Genomic DNA, 15,013 nt, shown 5'->3' with positions numbered 1-15,013 from the left:
GGCGCCGCCGTCCGCTAGAGATCGGCCAGGACCTCCTCCGCCGTCGTCGGGCGCAGCTCGCCGTCCAGCAGCAGCCACCGCGTGATGCCGATCGACTCCAGGAACGGCACATCGTGGCTCGCCACGATCAGCGCACCCTCGTACGCGTCCAGCGCCTCCGTCAGTTTCCGTACGCTCGCCACGTCGAGGTTGTTCGTCGGCTCGTCCAGCATCAGCAGCTGCGGCGCCGGCTCGGCCAGCAGCAGAGCGGCGAGTGCCGCCCGGAACCTCTCGCCTCCCGACAGCGTCCCGGCGGGCTGATCGGCCCGCGCGCCCTTGAAGAGGAACCGCGCCAGCCGGGCCCGGACACGGTTGTTGGTGGCGTCGGGGGCGAACCGTGCGACGTTCTCCACGACGCTGAGGTCGTCGTCGAGGACGTCCAGCCGCTGCGGCAGGAAACGCAGCGGAACGTGCGCCACCGCCTCACCCGCCACCGGCTCCAGGTCCCCGGCGATCGTGCGCAGCAGCGTCGTCTTGCCGGCGCCGTTGCGCCCGACGAGCGCGATCCGCTCCGGACCGCGCAGCTCCAGCTCGCCGCCGACCCGTGCCCCGTACCGCAGCTCCAGGTCCCGCAACAGCAGCACGCCCCGGCCCGGCGGGACGGTGGTGTGCGGCAGCTCGACACGGATCTCGTCGTCGTCCCGTACGGCCTCCACCGCCTCGTCCAGCCGTTCTTTCGCCTCGGTGAGCTTCTGGGTGTGCATGATGCGGTGCTTTCCGGCCGACTCCTGGGCCGCCCGTTTGCGCGCGTTCATCACGACCCGCGGCTCGCGCTTGCTGTCGTACATCTTCTGCCCGTACCGCTTGCGCCGCGCCAGCTTCACGTGCGCGTCGGCCAGTTCGCGCTTCTGACGCTGTACGTCGGCCTCGGCAACGCGCACCATGCGCTCGGCGGCCTCCTGCTCGGTGGCGACCGCTTCCTCGTACGCCGAGTAGGCGCCGCCGTACCAGGTCACCTCCCCGTCGCGCAGGTCGGCGATCCGGTCGACCAGTTCCAGCAATTCACGGTCGTGGCTGACCACGACCAGGACGCCGGGCCAGGACTCGACGGCGGCGTACAGGCGGCGGCGCGCGTACAGGTCGAGGTTGTTCGTCGGTTCGTCGAGCAGCAGCACCTCGGGACGGGCCAGCAGCAGGGCGGCCAGCCGCAGCAGCACGCATTCACCGCCCGACACCTCGCCGATGGTGCGGTCGAGGCCGATGTGGCCGAGCCCGAGCTGGTCGAGCGTGGCGTGGGCGCGCTCCTCGACGTCCCAGTCGTCACCGATGGCGGTGAAGTGCTCCTCGCTCGCGTCCCCCGCCTCGATGGCGTGCAGCGCGGCGCGTGTGCGCGCGATGCCCAGGGCCTGGTCGACGCGGAGCGCGGTGTCGAGCGCGGCGTTCTGCGGGAGGTAACCGACCTCACCGGCGACGCGCACGGTGCCGTCGGCCGGGGTGAGCTCTCCGGCGATCAGCTTGAGCAGGGTCGACTTGCCCGAGCCGTTGAGGCCGATCAGGCCGGTCCTGCCGGGGCCGACGGCCAGCTGGAAGCCGTCCAGTACCTCGGTGCCGTCGGGCCACGAGAAGGACAGGTCGGTGCAGGTGATGAAGGTGGGGAAGGTAGACATACGGGTCTCCCTGTTGCGTGAGAAACGGCAAGGGGCAACGGGTGAGACACCGCGGGCGGTGGCGGTTGCTGTCGCGGGACGGCTCGTACGCCGAGGTCGCACACATCAGTGCGCACACCGCCGAACGCGGTGATGCGGCACGGTGTCTCAAGACCTCAGACGAGCAACGTCCTTCTCCGATCGACGACAACAAGGGCCGCCGAGGAAGCTACGCCAGGACCGCTTTGGAGGGCAACGGGTTTTCCCGTGACGCCCGGTTCAGCGGGCGTCGCGCAGCAGTTCGGCCAGATCCCGGTCGAGGTCCAGGAACCGGTGCTCGCAGCCGGCCGGTACGAGGTGCTGGGCGCGCTGGAGGAAGCGGCGCACCTCGGACGTGCGTACGTGCACCATCGCGACGCCCTCCGGGGCGTGGAACTCCACCACCGTACGGTCGTAGCCGAAGGGGCGTACGCGCACGTCGCCGACGCCGGCCGGCTCGTCCATGCCCGCCGTGAGCAGCTCCCGCGAGAACGCCCAGGCCACCTCGACGCCCTCCAGGGCCGCCTGGGCCGGGAAGGCCATCTGTACGGCGAAGGGATCCCGGCGGTCGTAGCGCAGGGTCGCCGGGACGGATTCCATGCGGGGCGCGGACGCGACCAGGCGGGCCCGCACGGCCTGCTCGATGACGGTGGACAAGGCCTGCTCCCTCACGCGCGGCTTGGGGGTACGTCTCTTACACCGGTAAGGACGATGTTTTCGGCCAGGGCGTGCATTGACGGGTGGGGTGACCTGTGTCACCGTCCGGCGCCATGACGTCCATGGGGAAGACGAGACGAACGGTGGCCCTGGCGCTCGGGTTGAGTGGTGTGGCGCTGGCGGCAGCGTTTACCGGGCCGCCCGCTCACGCGGCGGCCGAGCCCACCGGTGCTCCCGCCTGGCAGCTGAAGGAGACGGGCACGGAGGTGCGGTTCCGGGGCCTCGCGGCGGTCAGCCGCACCGGCGCGTGGGTGGCCGGCTCCGAGGGCACGGTGCTGCGCACGGTGGACGGCGGACGCAGTTGGCGCGACGTGTCGCCGCCGGCGGCGGAGGGTCTGGAGTTCCGCGATGTCGAGGCGTTCGACACCCGCCGCGCCGTGGTGCTGGCCATCGGCGAGGGCGAGGCGTCCAGGATCTTCCGTACCGAGGACGGCGGGGCCACCTGGACCGAGACGTTCCGCAACACCGACCCCCGGGCCTTCTACGACTGCGTCACCTTCCTCGACAGCCGGTACGGCCTCGCCATGAGCGACCCGGTCGACGGAGCCTTCCGCATTCTCTCCACCCGGGACGGCGGCCGGTCATGGCACGTGCTGCCGAGTGCCGGCATGCCGGCCGCGCTGCCCGGTGAGGCGGGTTTCGCGGCGAGCGGCCAGTGCCTGGTCGGCTCCGGGCCGAAGGACGTCTGGCTGGCCACCGGCGGCGGCGCCACCGCGCGTGTGCTTCACTCCGCGGACCGGGGCGTGACCTGGACCGTCGCCGACTCGACCCTCCCGGCCGGCGACCCCGCGCGGGGTGTCTTCGCGCTCGCCTTCCGCGATCGCACGCACGGCATCGCGGTCGGCGGCGACTACCGGACGGGACAGTCGTCACCGCGGGCCGCCGCGGTCAGCCGTGACGGCGGGCGCGGCTGGCGGCAGGCGTACACCCCGCCGCCCGCGTACCGCTCGGGAGTGGCCTGGCTGCCGCACAGCGGGTTCGCGGCCCTCGCCGTCGGTCCGACCGGCACGGACCTGACGACGGACGGCGGGCGTACGTGGCGGACGGTCGACTCCGGTTCGTACGACACCGTCGGCTGCGCGCCCGACTTCGGATGCTGGGCCTCGGGCGAGAAGGGGCGGGTGGCACGGCTGGAGCACTGACGTGGAGAACGCCGATGACGTCGGGGCCCGGCCGCCGGGGCGACGTCGAGCCGGACCCGCCGCCTGGACGACCGGCGGCAGACAGGGCGGCCGGGCGTACGGGGGCGGGCACGGTGACCGGCGAGGGTGCCCATGACGGGTGCCGCGCCGGTGCATGGTGCGGCTCCTCGGACGAGGGCCGCGCCCGGACCGCGCCGTCCGGCGGTACTCAGGCGAGCGGCTGCTGGCGGTACGCGGCGAGCTCGGGCGCGGTCTTCGTCGCCGTGAACTCGGTGACGCGGTACGCGCACACCCCGCCGGTGACGAACGGATCGGCCTCCGTGATCTTCTCGATCCGCGCGCGGTCGTCACCGACGGCGAGGATCACGCCACCGTCGCGCGGGTTCTTGCGCCCGGAGGCGATGAAGACTCCCGACGCGTAGTGCTCGTCGAGCCAGGCGACATGGGCCTCCATCAGCGCGTCGGCGCGCTCGACGGGCCCGGTGTAGGTCAATTCCAGTACGAACATGCGCGCCAGGCTACCGGCCGCCACTGACAGTCCCCGCGTCCCGGTCCTCGCCCGGCAACCCCCGGCCCCAGCCCGGCAACCCCCGGCCCCGACGCCGTCCCGCGCGGCGGTCGTAAGGTGACGTCACTATGACGATCATCGAAACGCCCGCCGACTGGCCGGCCGACGAGACCGGGGCACGGGCCGTCCAGGACCAGCTGCGGAACCGCGTCATCCTCGACGAGCCGGGCCCGCCCCCCGGCACCGGCCTGGTCACCGGCGTCGACGTCGCCTACGACGACGAACGTGACCTCGTCGCCGCCGCGGCCGTCGTCCTGGACGCCCGGACACTCACCGTCGTCGAGGAGGCCACCGCTGTCGGGCGGGTGTCCTTCCCGTACGTCCCCGGCCTGCTGGCCTTCCGCGAGATCCCGGCCGTCCTGGCGGCCCTGGACGCCCTGACCTCCGCCCCGGGGGTGGTGGTGTGCGACGGCTACGGCCAGGCCCATCCGCGCCGGTTCGGGCTGGCGAGCCACCTCGGCGTCCTCACCGGCCTGCCCGTGCTCGGTGTCGCCAAGAACCCGTTCACCTTCACCTACGAGCAGCCGGCCCCGGAGCGCGGCGCGTCCAGCCCGCTGCTCGCGGACGGCGAGGAGGTCGGCCGGGCGCTGCGCACCCAGGACGGCGTCAAGCCGGTCTTCGTCTCGGCCGGCCACCGCGTCACGCTCGACGCCGCCTGCGCCCACACCCTCCACCTGGCCCCTCGTTACCGCATCCCCGAGACCACCCGCCACGCCGACGCGCTGTGCCGGCGCGCCCTCAAAGAGGCGACGGCGTGACGGGCCACCGATCCGTCCGCGCGCTGCTGCTGCCCGTACGTCCCCGGCGAGGGCTCAGCGCGCGTCGGCCACCCGGAAGACGATGCCGCCCGCCCGCAGCCGCTCCAGGAGCGCGTCGCCCATCGCGACGGCCGTGGTGACCTGGCCGGCGGTCTTCGGCAGGGGGTCGAAAGCGAGGCACAGCGCCGACTCGGCGAGCATCTTCGCCGTCTCGTCGTAGCCCGGGTCGCCGCCCGACACCTCCGTGAACACCCGGCGCCCGCCGCCCTCGCCGACGAACCGCACCGAGAACCAGCTGCGCGCCCGGCGCCCTGCGTCCGGCCCGCGCCCCGGTTCGTAAGTCTCCATCAACCACCGGCGCACGGCGGGCAACTGGGCCAGCGCGACGCCCGCGCCGAAGGCCGCGGCACCACCCAGCGCCATCGACAGGGTCTTGACGGCCGCGTAGTGCCGGTAGCGGAAGTCCGGCCCGTACGCGGGCAGGGCCGCCGCCGACCGCCGCACGATCCGCGGGTCGAGCGTCGGCAGGGGCAGCGCCCACGCGCCGGTCTCCCGGCTGAAGCGGGGGCCGCCCAGCGGGGCACGCGCCCGCCGCCCCACCAGCCGGGGCTCGTGCAGCCGCCGCTCGTGGGCCGCCCGCAGCATCTGGCGCCCGCGTCCCATGGCGGTGAGGGCGGAGGCGAACGTTCCCCCCGAGAAGAAGGCGTTGGTACGCACGAAGCCGTCGACGCGCAGCGGCACCTCCGTGGGGAGTTGGCGCACCGTGAAGTACACGCCCAGGTCGTGCGGCACCGAGTCGAAGCCGCAGGCGTGCACGATCCGCGCGCCCGTCTCACGGGCCCGCGCGTCATGCCGGACGTACATCAGGTCCGCGAACTCCGGCTCCCCGGACAGGTCGACATAGTCCGTGCCGGCCTCGGCGCAGGCGGCCACCAGCGGCTCGCCGTACCAGATGTAGGGCCCGACCGTGGTCGCCACGACCCGGGTGGACTCGGCCAGCGCGCGCATCGAGTCCGGGTCGGAGGCATCGGCCCGCACCAGCGGCACATCGGCGCACGCCGGGTCCACGGCGGTGAGCCGCTCACGCAGCCGCTCCAGCTTGTCCAGGCTGCGCCCGGCGAGCGCCCACCGGCAGGTCGCGGGCGCGTGTGCGGCCAGGTAGCGGGCGGTCAGCTCCCCGACGAAGCCGGTGGCCCCGAAGAGTACGACGTCATACGCCCGTTCCCTGCCGTCCTGTCCGTCCATCCAGCCCTCCACCGTCCCAGGAAGCCCGCACTCGCACACCCGTACGCGGAAGCCCGTGCGGCGCTGTTGTCGGAGGCAGAGGCTAGCGTGCGGCGTCCGCGCTCCTCGCGGGGTGGCCCGCATCGGAGGTCGCTCCGGTCGCGGGCATCGGCCCGATACGCCCATGCCGTGACCGTGCCGTGACTCACAAGCGCGTCGGCGGACGCCCGGGCCGGGTGTCCGCACCCCGTGGCGCCCGGCCGACATGGGAAGCTCCGGTTGTCCACAGGGGTTGTGCGCGGTGGAACGCGTTCTTAGCATCATTGCTGTTACAGCAGTTGTGTCACATCGTGCTGGGGGTTTGATGACAGCGACAGGGAACGGCCCGCTCGCCGGGGTGCGGGTGGTCGAGCTGGCGGGCATCGGCCCCGGTCCGTTCGCCGCCATGCTCCTCGCCGACCTGGGCGCCGATGTCGTACGGATCGACCGGCCCGGCGGCGCGGGGCTGGCGATCGACCCGGCGTACGACCTCACCAACCGCAACAAGCGCTCCGTCCTCATCGACCTCAAGGGCGACGGCGGACCGGAACAGGTTCTCGATCTCGTCGAGCGCGCCGACATCCTCATCGAGGGCTACCGCCCCGGTGTCGCCGAGCGGCTGGGCGTCGGGCCCGAGCCGTGTCTGGCCCGCAACCCGAAGCTGGTGTACGGGCGGATGACCGGCTGGGGCCAGGACGGGCCGCTCGCCCAGCGGGCCGGCCATGACATCGGGTACATCGCCGTCACCGGCACCCTTTCCATGATCGGCAAGCCGGACGAGCCGCCGACCGTGCCCGCCAACCTCGTCGGCGACTACGCGGGCGGCTCGCTCTACCTCGTCGTCGGCGTCCTGGCCGCGCTCCACCACGCTCGCGTCGAGGGCGGCGGCGGCCAGGTCGTCGACGCGGCGATCACCGACGGGGCCGCCCACCTCGCCACGATGATCCACGGCATGATGGCCGCCGGAGGCTGGCAGGACCGGCGCGGCGCCAACCTCCTGGACGGCGGCTGTCCCTTCTACGGCACCTACGAGACCGCCGACGGCCACTCCATGGCGGTCGGCGCGCTGGAGCAGCGGTTCTACGACGAGTTCATCGCACTCCTCGGCATCGAGGACACGGTCCCCGCCCGCAAGGACTTCGCCCGCTGGGACGAGCTGCGCACCGCTGTGGCCCGGCGGTTCAAGGAGAAGACCCGCGCCGAATGGACGGCCGTCTTCGAGGACTCGGACGCCTGTGTCGCCCCGGTCCTGTCCCTGCGCGAGGCACCCGCACACCCGCACCTCGCCGCCCGCGGCACCTTCGTCGAGTACGACGGCATCACCCAGCCGGCACCCGCGCCCCGCTTCTCCGCCACCCCCGGCGCCGTGCACCGCCCGCCCGCCCGGCCGGGGGCACACACCGACGACGTCGCCCGCGACTGGGGCGTACCGAGCATCCGTACCGCCGAGACCAGGAGGCCCCGTTGAAGCGCCGGATCTTCAGCGCCGAGCACGACGCGTTCCGCGAGACCGTCCGCACCTTCCTGGCCAAGGAGGTCCTCCCGCACTACGAACAGTGGGAGAAGGACGGCATCGTCTCGCGCGAGGCGTGGCTCGCGGCCGGCCGGCAGGGCCTGCTGGGCCTCGCCGTCCCCGAGGAGTACGGCGGCGGCGGAAACCCCGACTTCCGCTACAGCGCCGTCCTCGCCGAGGAGTTCACCCGCGCGGGCACCCCCGGGTTCGCGATCGGCCTGCACAACGACATCATCGGCCCCTATCTCACCGGGCTGGCCACCGACGAGCAGAAGCGGCGCTGGCTCCCCGGCTTCTGCACCGGCGAGACCATCACCGCCATCGCCATGACCGAACCGGGCGCAGGGTCCGACCTCCAGGGCATCCGCACCACCGCCGAGGACAAGGGCGACCACTGGCTGCTCAACGGATCCAAGACGTTCATCTCCAACGGCATCCTCGCCGACCTGGTCGTCGTCGTCGCCAGGACCACCCCGGAGGGCGGCGCGCACGGACTGTCCCTCCTCGTCGTCGAACGCGGAGCGGAAGGCTTCGAACGGGGCCGCAACCTCGACAAGATCGGCCAGAAGTCCCAGGACACCGCCGAGCTGTTCTTCCACGACGTACGCGTCCCCAAGGACAACCTCCTCGGCGAGCTCAACGGCGCCTTCATCCACCTGATGACCAATCTCGCGCAGGAACGGATGGCCATAGCGGTCGCGGGCATCGCCGGCGCGGAGCACCTGCTGGAGATCACCACCCGGTACGTCAAGGAGCGTGAGGCATTCGGCCGACCGCTCTCCAAGCTCCAGCACATCCGGTTCGAGATCGCGGAGATGGCCACCGAATGCGCCGTCACCCGCGCCTTCCTCGACCGCTGCGTCGTCGACCACGCGAACGGCGAACTGGACGCCGTCCACGCCTCGATGGCCAAGTGGTGGGCCACCGAGCTCCAGAAACGGGTCGCCGACCGCTGTCTGCAGCTGCACGGGGGATACGGCTACATGGCCGAGTACCCGGTGGCCAGGGCCTTCACCGACGGCCGCATCCAGACCATCTACGGCGGCACGACCGAGATCATGAAGGAAATCGTCGGCCGGTCCCTGCTCGACCAACCCTCCCGAAAGGCCTGACCAGTGAGCACCGAAGCGTACGTGTACGACGCGATCCGCACCCCGCGCGGGCGCGGCAAGGCCAACGGCGCCCTCCACGGCACCAAGCCGATCGACCTGGTGGTGGGTCTCATCCACGAGCTCCGCGGCCGCTTCCCGGGCCTCGACCCGGCCGCCATCGACGACATCGTGCTCGGGGTCGTCGGCCCGGTCGGCGATCAGGGCTCCGACATCGCCCGGATCGCCGCCATCGCCGCAGGGCTGCCCGACACCGTCGCCGGCGTCCAGGAGAACCGCTTCTGTGCCTCCGGCCTGGAAGCCGTCAACATGGCGGCGATGAAGGTCCGCTCCGGCTGGGAGGACCTCGTCCTGGCGGGCGGCGTGGAGTCCATGTCCCGGGTCCCGATGGCCTCCGACGGTGGTGCCTGGTTCGCCGACCCGATGACCAACTTCGAGACCGGCTTCGTCCCCCAGGGCATCGGCGCCGACCTCATCGCCACCATCGAGGGCTACTCCCGCCGCGACGTCGACGAGTACGCGGCGCTCTCGCAGGAGAGGGCCGCCACGGCCTGGAAGGAGGGCCGCTTCGACCGGTCCGTCGTGCCCGTCAGGGACCGCCACAGCGGACTCGTCGTCCTCGACCACGACGAGCACATGCGGCCCGGCACCACCGCCGACACGCTCGCCTCCCTCAAGCCGTCCTTCGCGGGCATCGGCGAGATGGGCGGTTTTGACGCCGTCGCGCTGCAGAAGTACCACTGGATCGAGAAGATCGACCACGTCCACCACGCCGGCAACTCCTCCGGCATCGTCGACGGCGCCGCGCTCGTCGCCATCGGCAACAAGGAGGTCGGCGAGCGGTACGGGCTGACGCCCCGCGCCCGGATCGTCGCCGCCGCCGTCTCCGGTTCCGAGCCGACCATCATGCTCACCGGCCCCGCGCCCGCCACCCGCAAGGCACTCGCCAGGGCGGGCCTGACCATCGACGACATCGACCTGGTCGAGATCAACGAGGCGTTCGCCGGTGTCGTGCTGCGCTTCCTCAAGGACACGGGGCTCCCCCTGGACAAGGTCAACGTCAACGGCGGCGCCATCGCCATGGGCCACCCCCTCGGCGCCACCGGCGCGATGATCCTCGGCACCCTCGTCGACGAACTGGAGCGCCAGGACAAGCGCTACGGCCTCGCCACGCTGTGCGTCGGCGGCGGCATGGGCATCGCCACCGTCGTCGAGCGTCTCTGACCGTCCCGTCCGCACCCCGTTACGGAGAAGCAGCAATGAACGAGAGCACCACCATCCGCTGGGAACAGGACGAGACCGGCGTCGTCACCCTCGTCATGGACGACCCCAACCAGTCGGCCAACACGATGAACCAGGCCTTCAAGGACTCCATCGCGGCGATCGCCGACCGCGCGGAGGCCGAGAAGGACTCCATCCGCGGCATCATCTTCACCTCCGCCAAGAAGACCTTCTTCGCAGGCGGAGACCTCAAGGACATGATCAAGGCGGGTCCCGAGGACGCCCAGCGGGTCTTCGAGGCGGCCATGGGCATCAAACGCTCCCTGCGCCGCATCGAAACCCTCGGCAAGCCGGTCGTCGCCGCGATCAACGGCGCCGCGCTCGGCGGCGGCTACGAGATCGCGCTCGCCGGCCACCACCGGATCGCCCTCGACGCGCCCGGCTCCAAGATCGGCCTGCCCGAGGTCACCCTCGGCCTGCTGCCCGGAGGCGGCGGCGTCGCCCGCACCGTACGGCTCATGGGGATCGCGGACGCACTGCTGAAGGTGCTGCTCCAGGGCACCCAGTACACGCCGCGGCGAGCCCTGGAGAACGGTCTGGTCCACGAACTGGCCACCACCCCCGAGGACATGCTCGCGAAGGCACGCGCGTTCATCGACGCGCACCCCGAGTCCCACCAGCCCTGGGACCTCCCCGGCTACCGGATCCCCGGGGGTACGCCCTCCAACCCGAAGTTCGCCGCCAACCTGCCCGCCTTCCCCGCCAACCTGAAGAAGCAGCTGGGCGGCGCCCCCTACCCCGCGCCGCGCAACATCCTCGCGGCGGCCGTCGAAGGCTCGCAGGTCGACTTCGAGACCGCGCTGACCATCGAGTCGCGGTACTTCACCGAGCTGGTCACCGGCCAGACCGCCAAGAACATGATCCAGGCGTTCTTCTTCGACCTCCAGGCGGTCAACTCCGGGGCCGGCCGACCCCAGGGCATCGAACCGCGCACCGTCCGCAAGGTCGCCGTCCTCGGCGCGGGGATGATGGGCGCGGGCATCGCCTACTCCTGCGCCAGGGCCGGCATCGAGGTCGTCCTCAAGGACGTGTCGGCCGAGGCGGCCGAGAAGGGCAAGGCCTACTCCGCCAAGCTCCTCGACAAGGCGCTGTCCCGGGGCCGTACGACCGAGGCCGAGCGGGACGAACTGCTCGCCCGGATCACCCCGACCGCCGACCCGGCCGACCTCGCGGGCTGCGACGCCGTCATCGAGGCAGTCTTCGAGGACACGGCGCTCAAGCACAAGGTCTTCCAGGAGATCCAGGACATCGTCGCGCCGGACGCGCTGCTGTGCTCCAACACCTCCACCCTGCCCATCACCCTCCTGGCGGAGGGCGTCGAGCGCCCGGCCGACTTCATCGGCCTGCACTTCTTCTCGCCGGTGGACAAGATGCCGCTCGTCGAGATCATCAAGGGTGAGCGGACGGGTGACGAGGCCGTGGCCCGCGCCTTCGACCTGGTGCGCCTGATCAGGAAGACGCCGATCGTCGTCAATGACTCGCGTGGGTTCTTCACCTCACGCGTCATCGGCCAGTTCATCAACGAGGGCGTCGCCATGATCGGCGAGGGCGTGGAGCCCGCGTCGATCGAGCAGGCGGCGGCACAGGCCGGCTACCCGGCGAAGGTGCTGTCGCTGATGGACGAGCTGACGCTCACCCTCCCGCGCAGGATCCGCGACGAGACGCGGCGGGCCGTCGAGGAAGCGGGCGGCACCTGGCCCGAGCACCCGGCGGACGCGGTGATCGACCGGATGGTCGACGAGTTCGGCCGCACGGGTCGCAGCGGCGGCGCGGGCTTCTACGACTACGACGCGGAGGGCGGGCGGACCGGCCTGTGGCCCGGGCTGCGGGAGCACTTCGGCAGGGCGGACGGCGCAGTTCCCTCCGGAACCCTTCCCTCCGGGACCGTGCCTTTCGAGGACATGCGGGAGCGGATGCTCTTCTCGGAGGCGCTGGACACGGTCCGCTGCCTGGAGGAGGGCGTGCTGACGTCCGTCGCCGACGCCAACATCGGCTCCATCATGGGCATCGGCTTCCCGGCCTGGACCGGCGGCGTCCTCCAGTACATCAACGGGTACGAGGGCGGCCTGCCCGGCTTCGTGGCACGCGCCCGCGAGCTGGCCGAGCGGTACGGCGAGCGGTTCCAGCCGCCGGCGCTGCTGGTCGAGAAGGCGGAGCGGGGCGAGACGTTCACCGACTGATGCCGTCCGGTTCGCCACCGGGGCGGCCGTCGTCCACGCGACGGTCGTCCCGGTGGCGGCCGAGCGCCCGGCCGTAGCGGCGGGAGATCTCCGGCATCAGCGATTCCCCGTCCGCCGGCCGGGCGAGTCCGAACACGTATCCCGGGAAGTCGAGTTCGCGCTGCACCGCCCAGATCTCACCATGGTCGTCGGGCGGGAACAGCTGCCCGGGATCGCCCACGGCGACCCAGCCGATCGGCACGGTCGTCCCCTCGGCGAGGACCGTCCGCAGATGCACCACGGCATTGATGCGGACCTCCGAACGGGCACCGACACGCGCGCCGTTGAAGACGCGGCAGCCGGCGGCCAGGAACACGTCGTCGGCCGCATCACACCCGACGAGATACGCACCGGGCCCCACGAGCACGTGCCGGCCCAGCCGCACCGGGTCCCGGCGCGTGCCGCGCAGGACCGCGTTCTCCATCACGATGCAGCCCTCGCCGAGCTCGACGGGCCCGCCCTCGGCGGTCAGGACCGCGCCGAACAGGACGCGACAGCCGGGACCCACCCGCACGTCGCCGCTGAGGGTGGCGTTCGGCGCGACATAGGCGGTGGGATCGACCGTGGGCGTGAGCCCTTGGTGCTGGAACAGCATGGCCATGGCCCGCATCGTGCCACCATCCGGCTCACTCCGCCCGGAAGGCGACGCGCAGCTCCTCCTTGAGCGACCGCTGGAACGCGGTGACCAGTGCCTGCACCACGAGCGGCTGCATATGGGCCGAGAGCGACTTCATCGCCGCCACGTGCTCGGGATCCGCCTCCCGCTCACGGTACGGGCCCCACACCTCGTCCCGGAACAGCCGCGTCAGCTCCTGGGCCGCCGAACGGGTGTGCTCCACCAGCACCGTGCGCGCCGCCAGGATCGTCTCGTGCTCGATCGGCACGTCCAGCAGCTGCACACCGAGCCGCAGCAGCCCCGGGTCCACCCGGAAGACGTCCGGGTCGTCGGTGCGGGCCAGCACGTCCATCGCGGCGAGCCGGTCCAGATCCTCTTCGCTGAGCGTCCGACCGGCGCGTCGCTCCAGCTCCGCCAGGGGCGCGTCCTCCGCCGAATCCGGCGCCCAGGTCGCCACCAGGGCCCGGTGGATGGCCAGATCGTGCGCGCTCAGATCGGGCGGCAGCTGCTCCAGGTACCGTTCGATCGCGGCCAGCGTCATGCCCTGGTGCTGCAGCTCCTCGATGAGCGCCAGCCGCAACAGGTGTTCAGGCCCGTAATGGCCGACCCTCCGCGGCCCGATCACCGGCGGCGGCAGCAGTCCACGGGTGCTGTAGAACCGGATCGTGCGCACGGTGACACCGGCCCGGGCGGCCAGCTCGTCGACGGTGAGCGCCGGCTGCTGCTCCTCGGTCTCGGTCGCCATGGCGGGGCCTCACTTCCGGTGGTGCGGGGCGGTCGTGCTGCGGGACAATCGGTGCAACAGTATTGCTGTCTCACCAGTGATGTGAAAGGCCGGACTAAACTGCCGCCCGGCGGGCGGTTCGCCGGCCTCTGGGGTGGCGGCACCGTTCCCGAGTGGCGGGGCCGCGGCCTCTACCGCGCCCTGGTCGCCCGCCGTGCCCGCGTCGCGGCCGAACGGGGCTACCGCTACCTCCGGGTCGACGCGTCCGACATGAGCCGCCCGATCCTGGCGCGCCTCGGCTTCACGCAGCTCTCGACGACCACGCCGTACGTCCACGAGCCATGACGTCCGCGCCGGGCCACTCGGGCCCCCTCCGGGGCTGCCGGGGCGCCGCGCCCCGGGCCGCGTCTACGAGCCGTGGGTGCCCAGGACGGGGAAGTGGTGGTGCAGCGCCCGGTGCGGGTCCGCGTCCGGCGCGTGCCCGTGGTCGATGTGCACGGTGACGCCCGCCAACCGGGGCACGTCGTGCAGCAGGGCGTGCTCCGCCGCGACCGCCACCGCGTGCGCCTGGACCACCGTCAGCGTCGGGTCCACCACGACCGACGTCTCGGCACGCAGCGCGTGGCCCAGCCACCGCATCCGGACGGCGCCCACGCCCCGTACGCCCTCGACATGGGAGAGCACATGCTCGGCGCGGTCCACCAGCGCGGGGTCCACGGCGTCCATCAGCCGGTGCCAGACCTCCCGGGCGGCACCCCGGAGCACCACCAGGATCGCGGCCGTGATGACCAGGCCGATCAGCGGGTCGGCCCACCACCACCCCAGCGCCCCGCCGCCCGCGCCCAGCAGCACCGCGAGCGAGGTGAACCCGTCCGTGCGGGCATGCAGCCCGTCGGCGACCAGGGCGGCGGACCCGATGCGCCTGCCCGTCCGGACCCGGGCCCTGGCCACCCACTCGTTACCCACGAAGCCCACGAGACCGGCCGCCGCGACGGCCGGCAGATGGCTGACCTCCTGCGGCTCCAGCAGCCGCCGCACCGCCTCGTAACCGGCGAAGGCGGCCGAAGCGGCGATCACCACCACCACGAACACGCCCGCCAGATCCTCGGCGCGCCCGTAGCCGTAGGTGTAGCGGCGGGTGGCGGCCCGCCGCCCCAGCACGAACGCGAGCGCGAGCGGCAGGGCCGTCAGCGCGTCGGTGGCGTTGTGGACGGTGTCACCGAGCAGGGCCACCGAGCCCGACAGCGCCGCGATGACCGCCTGGACGACGGTCGTCGCGGCGAGCACGGCGAACGAGAACCAGAGCGTGCGCAGCCCCTCCGCCGACCCTTCGAGCGCCGCGTCGATCCGCTCGTGGTGGTGATGGTGGTGGTGTCCATGACCGGTCATGGACCCACCATGGCAGCCGAACCGCCCTGCGGCCACTGCCGAAGATCGGA

General features: G+C 72.3%; 13 protein-coding genes and 1 pseudogene. 7 read left to right on the top strand and 7 right to left on the bottom strand.

Annotation, left to right across the window (positions count from 1 at the left end; genetic code table 11):
- Positions 1–14: 14 nt before the first annotated feature.
- Both ABZZ38_RS07180 and ABZZ38_RS07175 read right to left on the bottom strand, forming a co-directional pair.
- The gene (locus ABZZ38_RS07180) at positions 15–1,646 is read right to left on the bottom strand and encodes an ABC-F family ATP-binding cassette domain-containing protein (RefSeq protein WP_356736624.1); all 1,632 of its coding nucleotides are present in this window, start codon (positions 1,644–1,646) and stop codon (positions 15–17) included.
- Between the two features lie 258 nt (positions 1,647–1,904).
- Entirely contained in the window at positions 1,905–2,321 is a 417-nt protein-coding gene (locus ABZZ38_RS07175; RefSeq protein ID WP_356736623.1) for an SsgA family sporulation/cell division regulator, read from the bottom strand.
- A 113-nt stretch (positions 2,322–2,434) separates the two neighbouring features.
- On the opposite strand from ABZZ38_RS07175, the gene ABZZ38_RS07170 reads away from it, so the two are divergent.
- On the top strand, positions 2,435–3,523 hold the full coding sequence (locus tag ABZZ38_RS07170) for an oxidoreductase (protein ID WP_356736622.1): 1,089 nt from the start codon (positions 2,435–2,437) through the stop codon (positions 3,521–3,523).
- Positions 3,524–3,731: 208 nt separating this feature from the next.
- On the opposite strand, the gene ABZZ38_RS07165 is transcribed toward ABZZ38_RS07170, so the two are convergent.
- Entirely contained in the window at positions 3,732–4,031 is a 300-nt protein-coding gene (locus ABZZ38_RS07165; RefSeq protein WP_356736621.1) for a YciI family protein, read from the bottom strand.
- Between the two features lie 128 nt (positions 4,032–4,159).
- On the opposite strand from ABZZ38_RS07165, the gene ABZZ38_RS07160 reads away from it, so the two are divergent.
- A complete protein-coding gene (locus tag ABZZ38_RS07160; protein WP_356736620.1) occupies positions 4,160–4,849 on the top strand; it encodes an endonuclease V in 690 nt (229 codons plus the stop codon).
- A gap of 54 nt (positions 4,850–4,903) precedes the next feature.
- Here the strand turns inward: ABZZ38_RS07160 and ABZZ38_RS07155 are convergent, their stop codons facing one another.
- A complete protein-coding gene (locus ABZZ38_RS07155) occupies positions 4,904–6,094 on the bottom strand; it encodes a saccharopine dehydrogenase NADP-binding domain-containing protein (RefSeq protein WP_356736619.1) in 1,191 nt (396 codons plus the stop codon).
- 343 nt (positions 6,095–6,437) lie between these two features.
- Here ABZZ38_RS07155 and ABZZ38_RS07150 point away from each other — a divergent pair, with 343 nt between their 5' ends.
- Genes ABZZ38_RS07150 through ABZZ38_RS07135 form a run of 4 tightly spaced genes read left to right on the top strand, consistent with a single transcriptional unit; the run spans position 6,438 to position 12,195 of the window.
- Entirely contained in the window at positions 6,438–7,580 is a 1,143-nt protein-coding gene (locus ABZZ38_RS07150) for a CaiB/BaiF CoA-transferase family protein (RefSeq protein WP_356736618.1), read from the top strand.
- Complete coding sequence (locus ABZZ38_RS07145; protein WP_356736617.1) at positions 7,577–8,737, top strand: acyl-CoA dehydrogenase family protein; 1,161 nt, start codon at positions 7,577–7,579, stop codon at positions 8,735–8,737. Before ABZZ38_RS07150 ends, ABZZ38_RS07145 begins: the two co-directional genes overlap by 4 nt.
- A gap of 3 nt (positions 8,738–8,740) precedes the next feature.
- Entirely contained in the window at positions 8,741–9,958 is a 1,218-nt protein-coding gene (locus ABZZ38_RS07140; protein WP_356736615.1) for an acetyl-CoA C-acetyltransferase, read from the top strand.
- Between the two features lie 35 nt (positions 9,959–9,993).
- On the top strand, positions 9,994–12,195 hold the full coding sequence (locus ABZZ38_RS07135; RefSeq protein WP_356736613.1) for a 3-hydroxyacyl-CoA dehydrogenase NAD-binding domain-containing protein: 2,202 nt from the start codon (positions 9,994–9,996) through the stop codon (positions 12,193–12,195).
- Here ABZZ38_RS07135 and ABZZ38_RS07130 read toward each other — a convergent pair.
- Together ABZZ38_RS07130 and ABZZ38_RS07125 are read right to left on the bottom strand one after the other, a co-directional pair.
- Positions 12,185–12,835: a gamma carbonic anhydrase family protein gene (locus ABZZ38_RS07130; RefSeq protein WP_356736611.1), complete on the bottom strand. Its 651-nt coding sequence runs from the start codon at positions 12,833–12,835 to the stop codon at positions 12,185–12,187. The two genes, ABZZ38_RS07135 and ABZZ38_RS07130, sit on opposite strands and share 11 nt — an antisense overlap.
- Before the next feature lie 25 nt (positions 12,836–12,860).
- Positions 12,861–13,595: a MerR family transcriptional regulator gene (locus ABZZ38_RS07125; RefSeq protein WP_356736609.1), complete on the bottom strand. Its 735-nt coding sequence runs from the start codon at positions 13,593–13,595 to the stop codon at positions 12,861–12,863.
- A gap of 90 nt (positions 13,596–13,685) precedes the next feature.
- Here ABZZ38_RS07125 and ABZZ38_RS07120 point away from each other — a divergent pair.
- A pseudogene (locus ABZZ38_RS07120) lies at positions 13,686–13,919 on the top strand (GNAT family N-acetyltransferase); the annotation flags it as partial.
- A 63-nt stretch (positions 13,920–13,982) separates the two neighbouring features.
- On the opposite strand, the gene ABZZ38_RS07115 reads toward ABZZ38_RS07120, so the two are convergent.
- A complete protein-coding gene (locus ABZZ38_RS07115) occupies positions 13,983–14,963 on the bottom strand; it encodes a cation diffusion facilitator family transporter (protein ID WP_356736607.1) in 981 nt (326 codons plus the stop codon).
- Positions 14,964–15,013: the final 50 nt, after the last annotated feature.

The organism is Streptomyces sp. NPDC006368, from assembly GCF_040612535.1.
In the GTDB taxonomy this organism is placed as follows: Bacteria; Actinomycetota; Actinomycetes; order Streptomycetales; family Streptomycetaceae; genus Streptomyces.
The sequence above is the reverse complement of the archived record's forward strand: the minus strand, read 5'-3'. Positions and strand labels throughout refer to the sequence as shown.

Coding starts and splice junctions, on each gene's coding strand:
- ABZZ38_RS07150 (WP_356736618.1), top strand. CDS start 6,438: ATGACAGCGACAGGGAACGGCCCGCTCGCCGGGGTGCGGGTGGTCGAG.
- ABZZ38_RS07125 (WP_356736609.1), bottom strand. CDS start 13,595: ATGGCGACCGAGACCGAGGAGCAGCAGCCGGCGCTCACCGTCGACGAG.
- ABZZ38_RS07160 (WP_356736620.1), top strand. CDS start 4,160: ATGACGATCATCGAAACGCCCGCCGACTGGCCGGCCGACGAGACCGGG.
- ABZZ38_RS07155 (WP_356736619.1), bottom strand. CDS start 6,094: ATGGACGGACAGGACGGCAGGGAACGGGCGTATGACGTCGTACTCTTC.
- ABZZ38_RS07165 (WP_356736621.1), bottom strand. CDS start 4,031: ATGTTCGTACTGGAATTGACCTACACCGGGCCCGTCGAGCGCGCCGAC.
- ABZZ38_RS07130 (WP_356736611.1), bottom strand. CDS start 12,835: ATGGCCATGCTGTTCCAGCACCAAGGGCTCACGCCCACGGTCGATCCC.
- ABZZ38_RS07115 (WP_356736607.1), bottom strand. CDS start 14,963: ATGACCGGTCATGGACACCACCACCATCACCACCACGAGCGGATCGAC.
- ABZZ38_RS07170 (WP_356736622.1), top strand. CDS start 2,435: ATGACGTCCATGGGGAAGACGAGACGAACGGTGGCCCTGGCGCTCGGG.
- ABZZ38_RS07180 (WP_356736624.1), bottom strand. CDS start 1,646: ATGTCTACCTTCCCCACCTTCATCACCTGCACCGACCTGTCCTTCTCG.
- ABZZ38_RS07135 (WP_356736613.1), top strand. CDS start 9,994: ATGAACGAGAGCACCACCATCCGCTGGGAACAGGACGAGACCGGCGTC.